Here is a 14,073-nt window from a genome sequence, read left to right as displayed (position 1 = left end):
CTAGAACCCCTCCGCTTGAAGTTGCCTTAATGGACAACTGGGAGGATAAGCTGGCAAAAATGATTGAAATTTGCCCAAAAGAAAACCTCACAAGTATTTTAGGGGTTCCGACTTGGACAGTCGTTTTCTTAGAAAGATTATTAGAAGTTACTGGAGAAGATAATCTACTTAATATCTGGCCGAATTTTGAACTTTTTGTGCACGGGGCTGTAAATTTCCAACCCTATAGAGAACTCTTCAAATCTAAATTTTTCCCATCTGATTCGGTTAACTACTTAGAGACCTATAATGCATCTGAAGGATACTTTGCGGTTCAAGACGACCTTTCTAAAGAAGGAGAAATGCTACTTATGCTTGATTATGGTGTCTTTTATGAATTTATCCCAATGGAGAATATTGATGAGGAACACCCCAAGACATTGACCATTGAAGAGGTCGAACTAGATAAAAACTATGCCATTATTATATCTACCAATGCTGGATTATGGAGATATAAAATTGGTGACACCGTTAAATTCACTTCCAAAAAACCATATCGCATAAAAATCTCAGGAAGAACAAAACACTTCATCAATGCTTTTGGAGAGGAACTTATTATTGAAAATGCAGAAATGGCGATTACCGCGGCTTGTGAATTCACCGGCATAAATATTAAGGACTTTACCGCAGGACCTGTTTATATGCAAGACAAGCTTAAAGGATGCCACGAATGGGTCATAGAATGTAGTTCTATACCTGCCGACCCCTCCCTTTTTATTGATAAACTTGATAGCACACTAAGGTTGGTCAACTCTGATTATGATGCCAAAAGAAAAGGAGATTTGGCTTTATCCATGCCAAAAGTTCATTTTGTAAAAGAAGGAACCTTCTATAACTGGATGGAAAGACGAGGTAAACTGGGAGGTCAAAACAAAGTGCCAAGACTCAGTAATAATCGAGAATTCATTGAAGATATTTTGAGTTTTATTCATTAGGAGATTCTGCTTCCCCTAATAAAAAACCCCAAGGCTTTAATTTATCTACCGAATCGAATATAACCTTGATAATGGCTGTAAGTGGAAGAGCCAACACCATTCCCGCAATACCCCATAAATTGCCAAAAAGAATAAGAGCCACTATAGCCACAAAGCTATTGATGCTTACTTTAGAACCAACGATATAGGGGGTTATGAAGTTACCCTCTAGGAACTGAATTACCCCAAAACTAGCAGCTACCCCCACCGCATACCATGCGGAATCTTTTGTAATTAACGCAAATATAATAGGCAGTATAGAGCCTATGGCAACACCGATATATGGCACCAAGACAAGCACTGCCGCAAAAAAACCAAAAAAGAAAGCATTCTGAATACCAAGAAAAAACAAAGAAGTAGTATTTAGAACACCAATGATAAGAATAACGAGTAGAAGCCCAGTCATATAATTTTGAGCGACATCTTTTATTTTCCCCGTCACTTTATTCACTTCATTTTTATCAACATTCTTAAATAATTTAAATAAAAATGATTGAAGGAAATCTCTATATAAAAGGATTAGAAAAATATAGAGTGGAATTAAGGTTAAACTGGCAAGAAAACCAGTAGTATTTGAAAGCGTACCAGAGATAAATGAACTGCTACTTTTCAGCAACTCAGACAGGTACTCTCTTCCTCTAGTAAGTTGCTCATCTTGTTGAATATTAAGCTTTTCCGATATAAACATTTGTCCTAACTCTAGCCAATCCTCCCCTTTCTCAATCATCATTGGCCAAATTTCATTTAATGATTTTATCTGACCCACCATCAGCATTATCATAAGAACAACAAAAGCAAAAGCGGTCAAGATGGTTAACGAAATTGCCAATACTCTTGGAAACTTTTTCTTTTCCAAGAAGACACAAACTGGCAACAGTAAAATAGCCAAAATGGCAGCAAAAAATAGGGGCACTAAAACATCTTTTAGTACCCAAAGAATAAAAACCAGTATTACGGCTATCATTAAATTAGCAGCGAGAACAACCGACACAGAACTTTTTTCTTTAGACATAAGTAAATGCTTTTATCAAAAATAGATTTTTTTTTACGCTATCTGGTTCAAGAGAAGTAAATTTAAAATAAATACCAGTTTAATCCATTTATGTTAAAATCCCAGTTGGCGTTATTCTATTTTGCTTTTAAAATCATGACCTGTTCCTGCTCGATAGAAGAAAGCAATGGTTTTCAGAATTTCCGAAGAAAAGCTAAAATTACGCGTGTTGGTCATTTGGATAAACCTCTGAATGAGAGCTCGGGTTTGGCACTAAGTAATGATGGAAACTATTGGTCTCATAATGACAGTGGAGGAGAAAACAAACTTTTCAAAATTAACTCAAAGGGACATATTCTAGATAGCCTAACCCTTTCAAAAACCATAAATAAAGATTGGGAAGACTTAACTACAGATGCTTCTGGGAATATTTATGTGGCAGACATTGGGAACAATGGCAACCAGCGGAAAGACTTAGTCATATACAAGGTAGGACAAAGCAAAACCGAAGAAATTAAATTCAGCTATGCAGATCAATCCGAATTCCCACCGGCTGACCTTAACTTCGACGGTGAGGCTATTTTTTGGTTTAAAGATCAACTTCATATTTTCTCTAAGGGAAGGGTTAAAAATAACCTCATAACCAAACATTATGTTTTACCAGATTCCCCCGGAGAGTATAGCATTATCCCACAAAATTCATTCGACCTCGGAGCTCAGGTAACCGCAGCCGATATCAGTCCAAATAACAACATGTTTGGTTTACTGACCTACGGTAAAATGTTCTTATTTGGAATAGAAGGAGACACAATAAATTTTTCGAGGCCTTTGGGATGTTTAAAGACCAGAAGAAAACAAACGGAAGCAATGGTGTTTAAATCTCCCTTTCAAATCCTCTTTAGCAATGAGCAAAGGGAGCTTTATAAAATAAATCTGGGGCAGAAAGACCTTCTTAACAATTAATTAATATTCAACTTATATATTTGAGACTTATAAACGTAGAATGCAAAATTAATGGAGGGGAAAATACTTTTAGTTGATGACGATGAAGATATCATTGAGTTGCTAACCTACAATTTAAAGAAAGAAGGCTTTAAAGTAAAGTCGGCTAACAACGGTCAGAAGGCCATAGAGAAAGCTATCTCTTTCCATCCAGATATCATTTTAATGGACATAATGATGCCCGTTTTAGATGGCATTGAGGCTGGAAGACAGATTAAAGAGGATCCAAATCTAAAGGATGTCCATATTATTTATTTGACGGCTAGAGCAGAAGAGTTTTCTGAAATAGCGGCATTTGAAGCAGGGGCAGATGATTATATTACTAAACCCATCAAACCTAGACCACTTTTGAGCAGAATCAAAGCTCATTTAAGAAAAGGATTTGACAAGAACACCGAAGAAGACATTCTTAGTATTGGCGGTTTAATAATAAATAGACTAAACTACTCCGTTACTCAGGAAAATGGTGACGAAATAGTTTTACCTAAAAAGGAATTCCAATTATTATTTCAATTGGCTAAAAAACCAGATAACGTCCACTCGAGAACCGAACTCTTACATAAAATATGGGGGGCAGATGTTTACGTGGTAGAGCGTACAGTAGATGTTCACATTAGAAAAGTTAGAGAAAAGCTAGGTGACGATGTCATTAAAACATTGAAAGGCTTGGGTTACATGTTTAACTCCAAGTAAAATACCGCTTCGAATTATGAGGAGTGTTCTTCATAGGGTCTTTTGAAAGGTCGGTTAAATTGATCAATTTTGATTTTCCTTAAAAATACTATGAATTTATCTCCGAGATGGATTGCGTTTTTGCTAGCGGGTATAGTGTCTTCCATAACTATGCTATTTTTAAGCTTTGTTCCTGAGTGTACCACAAATATTCTTTTTGTAACAGGAGCTGGGTCATTTCTGACCTCCTTTTTTACGGCTTATGTCATGCTTGACCTGCTTTTGCTCAAGGAGGTTAAACAGATTTATGATACACTCAAAAAGTTAAAAATCGGTGATTTAGACATTAAGAAAAAATCAATTTTTAAGAGTTTCAATCCGTTTAATAAACTTAATAACGAAATATCTAACTACGTCAATGCTAAGCAAACCGAAATAGATGAGTTAAAAAGAATGGAAAACTTTAGGAGGGAATTCTTGGCAAATGTCTCTCATGAACTTAAAACACCCATATTCGCCGCACAAGGTTTTGTTCATACCCTTATAGATGGTGCAAAAGATGATCCTTTGGTGGCGAAGAGATTTCTAAAAAAAGCAGCAAAAAGTTTAGATGGCCTCGACGCCCTTGTAAGAGACTTGGTGGTTCTAACCCAAGTGGAATCTGGTGATATTAAGATGCATTTTGAAATAGTAGACGTAATCAGTATCACTAAAGATATTTTTGAGCAGTTAGAAGATAAGGCAGACAAAAGAGGCGTTAGTTTAAAAATTAAGCCTAAAAACATATCAGAATGTACCGTGGTGGCCGATTCTCAACGAATTTACCAAGTCCTGACTAATTTTATAGAGAATGCCATTAAGTATGGAAAAGAAAAGGGCCGTGTATATGTCGAATTTGAGGAACACAAAAATCATTACTTAATTACCGTTGAGGATGATGGACCAGGAATTCCCGAAGAGCACGTCTCCAGAATTTTCGAAAGATTCTACAGAGTAGATAAAAGTAGAAATAGAGAAACGGGTGGAACTGGTTTAGGCTTGGCTATTGTTAAGCACATATTAAATGCTCATAATTCTAACATCAAAGTGACATCTAGCCCAGAAAAAGGGACCAGATTTTCATTTACTTTAGCAAAAGGAATATAACTTGATAGAACTATCTAAATATAAAAAAGCCCCTAAGAATCTGGTTTTCGAGGAACTAGTTGTTTTTGAAAACGACGATTACCTTATTATAAACAAACCACCTTTTGTATCTTCTTTACCAGAAAGAACTGGGGATAGGAGCTTAAGTATTCTAAAAATTGCTAAAGAGCATTTTGACGATATTCAGCTTTGCCATAGGTTGGACAAAGAAACCTCTGGCATTTTGGTCTTGTCCAAAAATCCTGAGGCCTACAGAAATGTGGCCATGCAGTTTGAACATAGAGAAATAAAAAAGGAATATCATGCCTTAGTAAACGGTGTTCATGATTTGGACAGCATCTCTGTTTTTCTACCTATAGCCATTTTGAAAGATAAAACCGCTGTTAAAATTGACAGAACAAAAGGGAAAGTGGCTGAAACTGTTTTCTTTACAGAGAAAAAATATTACGAACACACGCTCTTAAGATGTTTTCCAATAACCGGACGTATGCACCAAATCAGAGTTCATTTGATGTGTTTGGATGCACCCATAGTCTGTGACCCGACCTATAAGGGTGATTATATTTTTCTTTCTAAGCTGAAAAGAAAGTTTAATCTCAAAATGGATACCGATGAGCTTCCTCTGATTAAAAGAGTTGCTTTGCATGCGAGAAAGATTTCTTTTACTGGCGTAAAGGGAGAATTGATTGAAGCAGAAGCCCCTTACCCTAAAGACTTTGAAGTCTTAATTAAGCAATTAGACAAATTCAGCCTATAAATCAATCTATTCTTTTACAGGTTTTTAAAAAGTTTTTTTATAGCTTGTAAAAGAAACTATTGCAACTTCTGCAAAGTTAGCCGAAATGGTTTTTTTTGATTATTCAATAATTAGAGAGACTTTTGCACTTCGAACATTTTACAAGGGTTTTATTCAATTTATGACGTACCATATTAAAGAAGAAGGTCAATACAAGTATGTAGACGAAGGGGAAGGTCCAACTTTGCTAGTCCTTCATGGTCTTTTTGGTGCTTTAAGTAACTTCAATGACGTAGTTCAGGGTTTTAAAAAAAGCCATAGAGTCATTATACCACTTATGCCCATTTATGATATGCCAATGAGGCAGGCCAGCCTTGAAGGTTTGTTGAAGTATATTGAAGGGTTTATGATACAAAAAGGCTTATCTGATGTAATTCTTCTTGGAAATTCATTGGGTGGTCATGTGGGTTTACTATATGCTTTGGCACATCCCGAAAACGTAGCCGCTTTAGTTTTAACCGGGAGCTCTGGGCTTTTTGAAAACACAATGGGTGGTTCTTTCCCTAAAAGAGGAAATTATGACTACATTAAAGAACGCGTAGAATATACGTTTTATGACCCAAAAACAGCTACCAAGGAGTTAGTAGACGAATGTTTTGAGATAACTAGCAGTATTCCTAAATGCATGAATATTGTTCAAATTGCCAAATCTGCCCAGAGAAATAATATGGCAAATGAAATCCCAAACATTAAAGCACCTACATGCCTAATTTGGGGTCTAAATGACACCATTACTCCGCCTCACGTTGGTCATGAGTTCAATAGATTGATTCCGAATTCTGAATTACATTTTATTGATAAATGCTGCCATGCTCCGATGATGGAAAGGCCTGAGGAGTTTAATATTATCTTAGATAAATTTCTTTCTAGAATAAATAAAGAAATTCTCGCATAAATGTTTGCCATAGACCTCATAGAAAAGGACCTGCCAGCCGTCGATATTGACGACAAAGTAGAAACTGCCATAGAACTTATGGAGGAGGAAAACCTTGGCCAAATTGTTTTGGTTCATCAGAAGGATGTTCTTGGGGTGATTGAAAAGGAAATACTTTATAATTTTGACGAGACTGCTAAGCTTTCATTAGTTCCTATAAAATACACTGATGTACAGGTTAGAGAAAACGAACATTTTTTACAATTAGCAGATCATCTTATCAATAAAGATCTGGAAGTGTGCCCTGTAGTTGACTTTGAAGAAAAATACCTCGGAAGTATAAAAGCCATTGATGTTTATAAAAAAGTACTTAGTGGACAGTTTTCAGGAGATGGCGGACTAATTAGTTTAGAAGTAAGCCAAAAAGACTATAGCCTTTCCGATATCAGCAGAATTATTGAAACTGAAGGTTTGAGAATAGAAAAGCTTTATTTAGCTCAAGAAAACCAAAATGAGTATCAGTTTATCTTGAAGCTAAATAAAAAAGAAATTGATGCTGCGGTGAACAGCTTAAAGCGTTTCGGATATAAGGTCTCACAAATTAATGAGCGTGCATCAGATAACTTTCGAGATAAAGAGAGGTTTGATCACCTTATGAAATATCTAGAAATATAAGTTCATGAATATAGCAGTCCATGGGAGAGAATTCAAATCTGAGGACAAACATCTGGTTCAGCATGTTTTTAACGAACTAGCTGAAAATCAGATAAATGTTCAAGTTTCTAATTCCTTCAGGAAAATCTTAGCTGACGCCGAAATTTCTCCTTTAACCGATCAGACAATTTTTTTCAAAAAAGAAGAACCCATTGATGTGGTCCTCAGCTTAGGTGGAGATGGCACTTTCTTAGAAACTGTGAGTAAGGTTGCCGCTACAGAAAGACCTATTCTAGGAGTGAACTTTGGTAGGCTTGGTTTTTTAACTTCCATTCAGCCAAATGAAATAGAAGCTGCCGTCCAAAAGCTTCTAAAAAAACAATATAAATTAGACGAAAGAAGCATGCTTCATGCAGATTCAGAAATAGAAATTTTTGAATCAGGCACGAACTTTGCCTTAAATGAAATAGCAATCTCGAAGACAGACACTTCTTCTATGATTATTATTCATGCGTTCATCAATGGAGCTTTTTTAAACTCCTATTGGGCAGACGGACTTATGGTGGCCACATCTACTGGATCTACAGGATATTCTTTATCTTGTGGAGGACCTTTGGTAATGCCCCATTCGGATAATTTTATTATTACGCCGATTTGTCCTCACAATCTGTTCGTAAGGCCAATGATAGTACCTAAGAACAGTGTCATTTCTTTAAAGGTAGAAAGTAGAAGTAATAACTATTTGGTCTCTATGGACTCCAGAGCAAAGGTGATTGGAGATGTGGAAACAGAAATCACCATTAGAGAGGAATCTTTTAAGGCCAAACTTATTACGCTAGAAGGTACAAATTTCTTAGACACCCTTAGGGCCAAGTTAGGCTGGGGAAGAGACGTAAGAAACAGGACCCAACTGCCTTCTGAAGAAGAGACTTCTTGATTGACTAGCAATAATAAATCGAAAAATTACGTTCTGAAAACGAATTTTACTCAAAGCATGGCAAAGTCAATTAAATTATCTGTTGGTCTTTTTTTATTCTCAATGCTATTGATGAATCAATCGGTCAACGCCCAAGGATTATTTTCTCAAAAGAATGTGGTAAACCAATACACCACTGTTGGTTTTGGAGGAGGCTCTGCACATTATATTGGTGATTTGGCATTACCCGTTCATTTTTACAGATCAGCTTATACAAATGTGAGATGGAATGTCAATGCCAATTATACAAAATACTTAACGCCAAATGCAGCCATAAGATTACAGCTTTCCTGGGTAAGGTTATTAGGCGACGATTACACTTATTCCAAGAATAATCTTGACCTATTCTATGGCCAATTTGCTAGAAACCTTCATTTCAGAAACGATGTAAAAGAAGTGGCAGTTAGTGGTATTTTTAACTTGATTCCACAGCAAGGCAAAGGAGGAGCTAGAAATAGAAGTAGAATAATGCCATATGCCACGATTGGCTTGGGATTAATAGCTCATGATCCAAAAGCAAAATTGCCTGTCAGTGTAGAGCCAGACTCAAAATGGCAATCCCTAAGACAGTATAACACCGCTGGTCAGGCCCTTCCAAATAGTGAGATAAAGTCATATTCTCTAGTTCAACCTGTTTTACCAATAGGTTTGGGACTGAGACTAAAGCTTAATGACAAAATTGACATAACGTTTGAGGGGAATGTAAGGTTTACCAATACCGACTATCTTGACGATGTAGGACCGAGTAAATACGCGGCTCTAGATCAATTAGAAAACTATGGTGGTTCACTTGCAAGCCAACTTTCATATAGGGCAGGGGAAGCTATTCCTGCAAGGAAACCAGACGAAAACAGAATTCCTTTAATTATACAAATTTATTCTAGCTATTTAGGTGCGACAGCAGGCTCTGAACCTAATAAAGGTTTATATCAGTACTATGGCCCTGAGGGAACAATTTCTAAAACTAGAGGTTCGAATGGGACATTTAAAGACCTTTATATTACTTCTCAAATCACTCTATCATATGTTATAAGCGATAAAATAAAGTGTCCTATTTTAAAGTAAGCATCAACTAATCCTTTAAGTAAATTTGAAAAAAGCTGGTTTCATAATATTCTTTATCACTATTTCTAACTTTGCTTTTTCGCAAGCCTTGGAAGTTGGCGTTGGTTCTGGCTTCACTGTTTATAAGGGAGATTTAAATCCAAATTATAATCCCCTATTAGCTAGACCTGCCGCACACCTTATGGTGAGGTATAACTTTTCTAGGGCTTTTTCTGTAAAAGCAACGGGAATGTATGGTTTGATTACGGGTAAAGATGCACTAAGCTCAAACCCTCTAAACAAAGAACGAGATTGGAGCTTTAATGCTCAGATTATGGATTGGGGTGCAGATTTGGAATACAATTTTCTCAATTTCCGTGCTTCGGGTACCACTATCAAATCTCTATGGACACCAATTCTCTTCTTAGGCTTTGAGCAATACAGAATGCCGAAAAGGCAGTTTCATTCTAATGGGCTTGTCGTTGAATCCGGAGTAGACTCTCCTGACAAGGCACTCTCCTATGGTTTTGGATTTAAAAAAGAATTAAACTCCAATTGGAATTTAAGTGGCTCTTTTGGCTGTAAATTACCCTTAGGGAAATCTACCAAAGACTATTTTGATGGTTTTGGATATTTTGACGATGAAGCAGAACCTTATAAAAACGCCTATCCAGATGTGATAGCCGAACCCATAAAATACAGCACGCCAAATACGCACACCAGAGATATCTTCTTCTATACTAGTTTTACGCTGAGTTATGTTTTTGACGGAGTTAGATGCCCCAATCCAAGGAGATAAGAGAAACCTTCATTCATCTTTCTATTGCCGCCTAATTTCCTTACATTTGCAGTCATTTTTGCAATAAGAATATCACAGATAATCAGTGCCAATAGATAAAATAGATAAAAGCAATTTGCCAAGACACATAGCCGTTATAATGGATGGGAATGGCAGATGGGCGAAAAAGCAAGGTGCAATGAGAATTTTCGGGCACCATCACGGCATTAAGGCTGTTAGAGAAACCGTAGAAGCTTGTGGTGAACTGGGTATTGAATACCTAACACTCTATACCTTTTCTACAGAAAATTGGAATCGCCCTAAACTTGAGGTAGATGCCATAATGCAGCTTTTGGTTTCTACCATAGCAAAAGAAATCCCAGATTTAAACAAAAACAATGTTAAGTTAAAAACCATTGGTGACTTAAATGCATTACCAGTAAGTGCAAGAGAAGAAATGCTAAGAGGTGTAGAATTAACTTCTAAAAACACTGGTCTTGTTTTAAATCTAGCTTTAAGCTACAGTGGAAAGTGGGATATCATTCAAGCGGTTAAGACCATTGCCGAAAAAGTTAAAAAAAGTGAAATAAGTGTAGAGGACATAGACGAGGTTTATTTTAATCGTTACTTAGCCACGGAAGAGAGCCCAGATGTAGATCTTTTGGTGCGAACTGGTGGAGATCACCGTATTAGTAATTACTTGCTTTGGCAGTCGGCCTACGCAGAATTACTTTTTGTGGATGACATTTACTGGCCAGAGTTTAGAAAAAAAGATTTATTTAATGCGGTATATACTTACCAGCAAAGAGAAAGAAGATTTGGAAAAACAGGAGAACAGGTTCAAAAGCCTTAAAACAGCATTTATGCTTAAAAATATTAGATTTAATTATACTCTTTTCTTATTGCTTCTTTGTGGAAGTACTTCATTTGCCCAGTTTGTGGGGGTTGGTAACAAAAAGACTAATCTCAACCCAATTAATGAAATAAGATACGATAATCCTCAGAGTTTCATCATCGGTGGTATCACGGTTGTAGGTGTAAAATTTCTTGACCCCAATACATTGATTTCGGTTTCTGGATTAAGTGTTAATGATCAAATCACCATACCTGGTGATGCCATAAGTTCGGCCATAAGAAGGTTAATGGATCAAGGTATCATTGAAGATGTATCTATCAACGTGACCAAAATAGAAGACAAGAAAGCCTATATAGAGATCGACTTGAAAGAAAGACCAAGGTTAAATAAAATTTCGCTTACAGGAATTAAGAAAAGTGAGATTGAAACCGTAGAAGAATCTATAAGTGAAAATAGAGGAAAGGTAATTACCGAAGCTCTTGTTAAAAACATTCAATTGACCATTAAAAAACACTTTATTGAAAAAGGTTTTTTAAACACTGCTGTTCAAGTTCAACAAATTGATGATACATTAAGAGTAAACAATGCTACGTTAATCTTTGCTATTGATAAAAAGGACAAAGTAAAAATAGATAACATCTATGTCACTGGAGTGAAAGAAGTTCCTGAATGGAAGCTTTTAGCCAAGTTTAAGAAGACAAAAGCCAGGGCTCCAATGAGACTTTTTAGCCCTTCTAAATATATACCTAAATTATATAAGGCGGATAAGAAGGCGGTTGTTGAATGGCTCAATAAAAGAGGATATAGGAATGCTCAAATTATTTCCGATTCGGTTGTTGAAAATAAATCTGGTAATGTCAATTTATACCTTGATATTAACGAAGGCCATAAGTTCTATTATAGGAACATTACATGGACTGGTAATTACCTTCATGCTTCAGATACGTTAGCTATGATTTTAGGCATAAAAAAGGGTGACCTTTATAATCCTGAAGAGCTCGACAAAAAAATTAATGGAATTCCGCAGAATGATGTCAGTTCGTTCTATATGGATGATGGTTATCTTTATTTCAGCTGTACACCCGTAGAAGTTGCCGTAGAAGGTGATTCTATTGATATTGATATGAGGATTTTTGAAGGTAAACAAGCTATCATTAATAGAATCATTCTGAACGGAAACACTAAGACCTCCGATCATGTGGTAATGCGTGAACTTTTAACCAAGCCTGGTCAAAAATTCAGTAAGACCGACTTGATTGAAACGACTCAAATGCTTTCGAAATTGGGTTATTTTGACCCACAGAAAATAGATCCTAGACCTATTCCTCAGTCAGACGGTACCGTGGATATAGAGTATAATGTAGAAGAAAAGTCTAATGACCAAATTGAACTATCTGGTGGCTGGGGAGGACTTCAAGGCTTTGTAGGTACTTTCGGTATCGTCTTTAATAACTTTGCCATTAAAGATGTCTTTAAGTTTGGACAAGGTCTTTACAAACCTTTACCTAAGGGGGATGGTCAAAGCTTTGCCATTCGTTTTCAGGCCAATGGAGGTTTCCAAAACTATTCTATCTCTTTTACCGAACCTTGGTTTGGAGGTAAAAAGCCTAACTCTTTCTCAGTAAGTTTATTCCACTCTGTACAGGATTATGGTAAACTTCTAGGAAGATATGAAAAACTGTATGGTTACAATCCTTACGCTGGATTTGCCAGCACTCAGGGGTACTTTAAAAACACTGGTGGATCTTTAACATTTGGTAAAAGACTGAACTGGCCAGACAGAAACTTTAGCTTTAGTAGTAGTTTATCGTATCAATATTACGATGTTGAAAACAGTTATCTATTAGCAAATTTCCGAAACGGTCAGGCACATGATATCGCTTTGGCTTTAAACCTTTCCAGATATAGTTTAGATAACCCTCAGTTTACGAGGTCGGGTTCGTCTATTGTTCTTAACGCTACTTTTAACCCTCCTTACTCCTCTTTTGGAAGTATCAACAGCGGTGCGGTGAAATACATAGAAGGTCACAAATGGATGTTTGATGCCGACTGGTATTCTCCTGTAGTAGGAAAGCTGATTTTCCATGCCAAAGCAAATATGGGTTTCTTGGGTAGGTACTCAAGTGATGTTGGATATAGTCCTTTTGGTAGATTTGTGGTCGGTGGAGCCGGAATGGGTCTTCAAAACACTCAAAACATTGGGGTTGAGCTAATTGGACTAAGAGGATATGAAGAAGGTGTGGTTCATGAAAAAACATTGGCAGAACAGGCTTCTGCCATTACTGGAACAGATAATTCAAGTGGTCAATTAAGCAGACAAGGAGGTATTATTTATAACAAATTTGCAGCTGAGTTAAGATATCCAATATCGCTTAATCCACAGGCTACTATTTACGCTTTATCATTTTTGGAAGCAGGAAATAGCTGGGGAAGTTATAAAGACTATAACCCGTTTAGATTAAGAAGGTCTGCCGGTGTTGGTGTTAGGGTATTTATGGCGGCGTTTGGTTTGCTAGGATTTGACTATGGATATGGTTTTGACCCTATTCCTGGAGTGGCAAACAAAGGTTTGAAGAATTTCACTTTCAGTATCGGTCAGCAAATCAGATAATCTGTTAAGAACCTGTTAAATGGCTTACTTGAAATATACTTTCTAATACTTTTAGCGTCAAAGAGACAAGTTGTTTATAACCTCAGAATAAAATTGCTTTTTTGTAAATAAATCGGAGATGAAGAAGACATTATTTTTTCTATTTTTGTCGCTGTTTTCAATTTCAGCATTCAGCCAAAAGTTTGGATACATTGATTCTGAATTTATAACAGGTAAAATGCCTGAATATAAAGAAGCGATGAAATCCATGGATTCTTATTCAGAGCAGTGGATTAAAGACATTCAGGCAAAGTATAGTGAAGTAGCGGATATGAAATTGGCCTTTCAACAGGAAGAAATTCTTTTAACGGAGGAAATGAAAAAAGAAAGGTTAAAAGCTATTTCAAATAAAGAAAAAGAAGTAAAAGAACTTAATAATAGTATATTTGGGCTCAATGGTCAGCTATTTCAAAAGAAAAAGGAAATCATGAAACCCATAATGGATGCCATTTATAATTCATGTGAAAAAGTGGCCAGAGATAAAAAACTAATGTTTCTATTCGATAAAGCTTCGGATATTAACATGATTTACACAGACCCGCGTCATGATTACACGGACTATGTAATAGAAGAACTAGGTATTCTAGAAACTAAATAATTTGTTATTAATTAAATCTAATA

Annotated in this window: 14 protein-coding genes; 13 read left to right on the top strand and 1 reads right to left on the bottom strand. The window is 36.3% G+C overall.

Going from position 1 to position 14,073, the window contains the following annotated elements; genetic code table 11:
- A partial coding sequence (locus tag ACTBZY_RS17310; RefSeq protein WP_463047607.1) for a GH3 auxin-responsive promoter family protein occupies positions 1-974 on the top strand: 974 nt, incomplete at its 5' end.
- On the opposite strand, the gene ACTBZY_RS17305 is transcribed toward ACTBZY_RS17310, so the two are convergent.
- The gene (locus ACTBZY_RS17305; protein WP_463047606.1) at positions 964-2,025 is read right to left on the bottom strand and encodes an AI-2E family transporter; all 1,062 of its coding nucleotides are present in this window, start codon (positions 2,023-2,025) and stop codon (positions 964-966) included. The two genes, ACTBZY_RS17310 and ACTBZY_RS17305, sit on opposite strands and share 11 nt — an antisense overlap.
- 135 nt (positions 2,026-2,160) lie before the next feature.
- On the opposite strand from ACTBZY_RS17305, the gene ACTBZY_RS17300 reads away from it, so the two are divergent.
- From ACTBZY_RS17300 to ACTBZY_RS17245, 12 genes are all read left to right on the top strand, one after another.
- The gene (locus ACTBZY_RS17300; protein ID WP_463047605.1) at positions 2,161-2,967 is read left to right on the top strand and encodes a hypothetical protein; all 807 of its coding nucleotides are present in this window, start codon (positions 2,161-2,163) and stop codon (positions 2,965-2,967) included.
- Between the two features lie 51 nt (positions 2,968-3,018).
- A complete protein-coding gene (locus ACTBZY_RS17295) occupies positions 3,019-3,699 on the top strand; it encodes a response regulator transcription factor (protein WP_463047604.1) in 681 nt (226 codons plus the stop codon).
- A gap of 90 nt (positions 3,700-3,789) precedes the next feature.
- Complete coding sequence (locus ACTBZY_RS17290) at positions 3,790-4,824, top strand: sensor histidine kinase (RefSeq protein ID WP_463047603.1); 1,035 nt, start codon at positions 3,790-3,792, stop codon at positions 4,822-4,824.
- 4 nt (positions 4,825-4,828) lie between these two features.
- On the top strand, positions 4,829-5,581 hold the full coding sequence (locus ACTBZY_RS17285) for an RluA family pseudouridine synthase (RefSeq protein WP_463047609.1): 753 nt from the start codon (positions 4,829-4,831) through the stop codon (positions 5,579-5,581).
- 160 nt (positions 5,582-5,741) lie between these two features.
- Positions 5,742-6,515 carry an alpha/beta fold hydrolase gene (locus tag ACTBZY_RS17280; protein WP_463047602.1) on the top strand — a complete coding sequence of 258 codons (774 nt, stop codon included), beginning with the start codon at positions 5,742-5,744 and terminating at the stop codon, positions 6,513-6,515.
- The gene (locus ACTBZY_RS17275; protein WP_463047601.1) at positions 6,516-7,169 is read left to right on the top strand and encodes a CBS domain-containing protein; all 654 of its coding nucleotides are present in this window, start codon (positions 6,516-6,518) and stop codon (positions 7,167-7,169) included. It abuts the gene before it with no gap.
- Positions 7,170-7,173: 4 nt separating this feature from the next.
- Positions 7,174-8,085 carry an NAD kinase gene (locus tag ACTBZY_RS17270; RefSeq protein WP_463047600.1) on the top strand — a complete coding sequence of 304 codons (912 nt, stop codon included), beginning with the start codon at positions 7,174-7,176 and terminating at the stop codon, positions 8,083-8,085.
- A gap of 57 nt (positions 8,086-8,142) precedes the next feature.
- Positions 8,143-9,189 carry a hypothetical protein gene (locus ACTBZY_RS17265; protein WP_463047599.1) on the top strand — a complete coding sequence of 349 codons (1,047 nt, stop codon included), beginning with the start codon at positions 8,143-8,145 and terminating at the stop codon, positions 9,187-9,189.
- Between the two features lie 25 nt (positions 9,190-9,214).
- Positions 9,215-9,967: a DUF6089 family protein gene (locus ACTBZY_RS17260; protein ID WP_463047598.1), complete on the top strand. Its 753-nt coding sequence runs from the start codon at positions 9,215-9,217 to the stop codon at positions 9,965-9,967.
- A gap of 139 nt (positions 9,968-10,106) precedes the next feature.
- Positions 10,107-10,799, top strand: coding sequence for a polyprenyl diphosphate synthase (gene uppS / locus ACTBZY_RS17255; protein ID WP_463047608.1), 693 nt, complete (start codon positions 10,107-10,109; stop codon positions 10,797-10,799).
- Positions 10,729-13,413 carry a BamA/OMP85 family outer membrane protein gene (locus ACTBZY_RS17250; RefSeq protein ID WP_463047597.1) on the top strand — a complete coding sequence of 895 codons (2,685 nt, stop codon included), beginning with the start codon at positions 10,729-10,731 and terminating at the stop codon, positions 13,411-13,413. Before uppS ends, ACTBZY_RS17250 begins: the two co-directional genes overlap by 71 nt.
- A 118-nt stretch (positions 13,414-13,531) precedes the next feature.
- A complete protein-coding gene (locus ACTBZY_RS17245; protein WP_463047596.1) occupies positions 13,532-14,050 on the top strand; it encodes an OmpH/Skp family outer membrane protein in 519 nt (172 codons plus the stop codon).
- Positions 14,051-14,073: the final 23 nt, after the last annotated feature.

The sequence above is a fragment of the Arcticibacterium sp. genome, from assembly GCF_055134445.1.
The sequence above is the reverse complement of the archived record's forward strand: the minus strand, read 5'-3'. Positions and strand labels throughout refer to the sequence as shown.

What these genes read in the sequence shown, in the direction of transcription:
- ACTBZY_RS17265 (WP_463047599.1), top strand. Translation starts at nt 8,143, where the DNA reads ATGGCAAAGTCAATTAAATTATCTGTTGGTCTTTTTTTATTCTCAATG.
- ACTBZY_RS17295 (WP_463047604.1), top strand. Translation starts at nt 3,019, where the DNA reads ATGGAGGGGAAAATACTTTTAGTTGATGACGATGAAGATATCATTGAG.
- ACTBZY_RS17275 (WP_463047601.1), top strand. Translation starts at nt 6,516, where the DNA reads ATGTTTGCCATAGACCTCATAGAAAAGGACCTGCCAGCCGTCGATATT.
- ACTBZY_RS17270 (WP_463047600.1), top strand. Translation starts at nt 7,174, where the DNA reads ATGAATATAGCAGTCCATGGGAGAGAATTCAAATCTGAGGACAAACAT.
- ACTBZY_RS17300 (WP_463047605.1), top strand. Translation starts at nt 2,161, where the DNA reads ATGACCTGTTCCTGCTCGATAGAAGAAAGCAATGGTTTTCAGAATTTC.
- ACTBZY_RS17290 (WP_463047603.1), top strand. Translation starts at nt 3,790, where the DNA reads ATGAATTTATCTCCGAGATGGATTGCGTTTTTGCTAGCGGGTATAGTG.
- ACTBZY_RS17280 (WP_463047602.1), top strand. Translation starts at nt 5,742, where the DNA reads ATGACGTACCATATTAAAGAAGAAGGTCAATACAAGTATGTAGACGAA.
- ACTBZY_RS17305 (WP_463047606.1), bottom strand. Translation starts at nt 2,025, where the DNA reads ATGTCTAAAGAAAAAAGTTCTGTGTCGGTTGTTCTCGCTGCTAATTTA.
- ACTBZY_RS17245 (WP_463047596.1), top strand. Translation starts at nt 13,532, where the DNA reads ATGAAGAAGACATTATTTTTTCTATTTTTGTCGCTGTTTTCAATTTCA.
- uppS (WP_463047608.1), top strand. Translation starts at nt 10,107, where the DNA reads ATGGATGGGAATGGCAGATGGGCGAAAAAGCAAGGTGCAATGAGAATT.
- ACTBZY_RS17250 (WP_463047597.1), top strand. Translation starts at nt 10,729, where the DNA reads ATGCGGTATATACTTACCAGCAAAGAGAAAGAAGATTTGGAAAAACAG.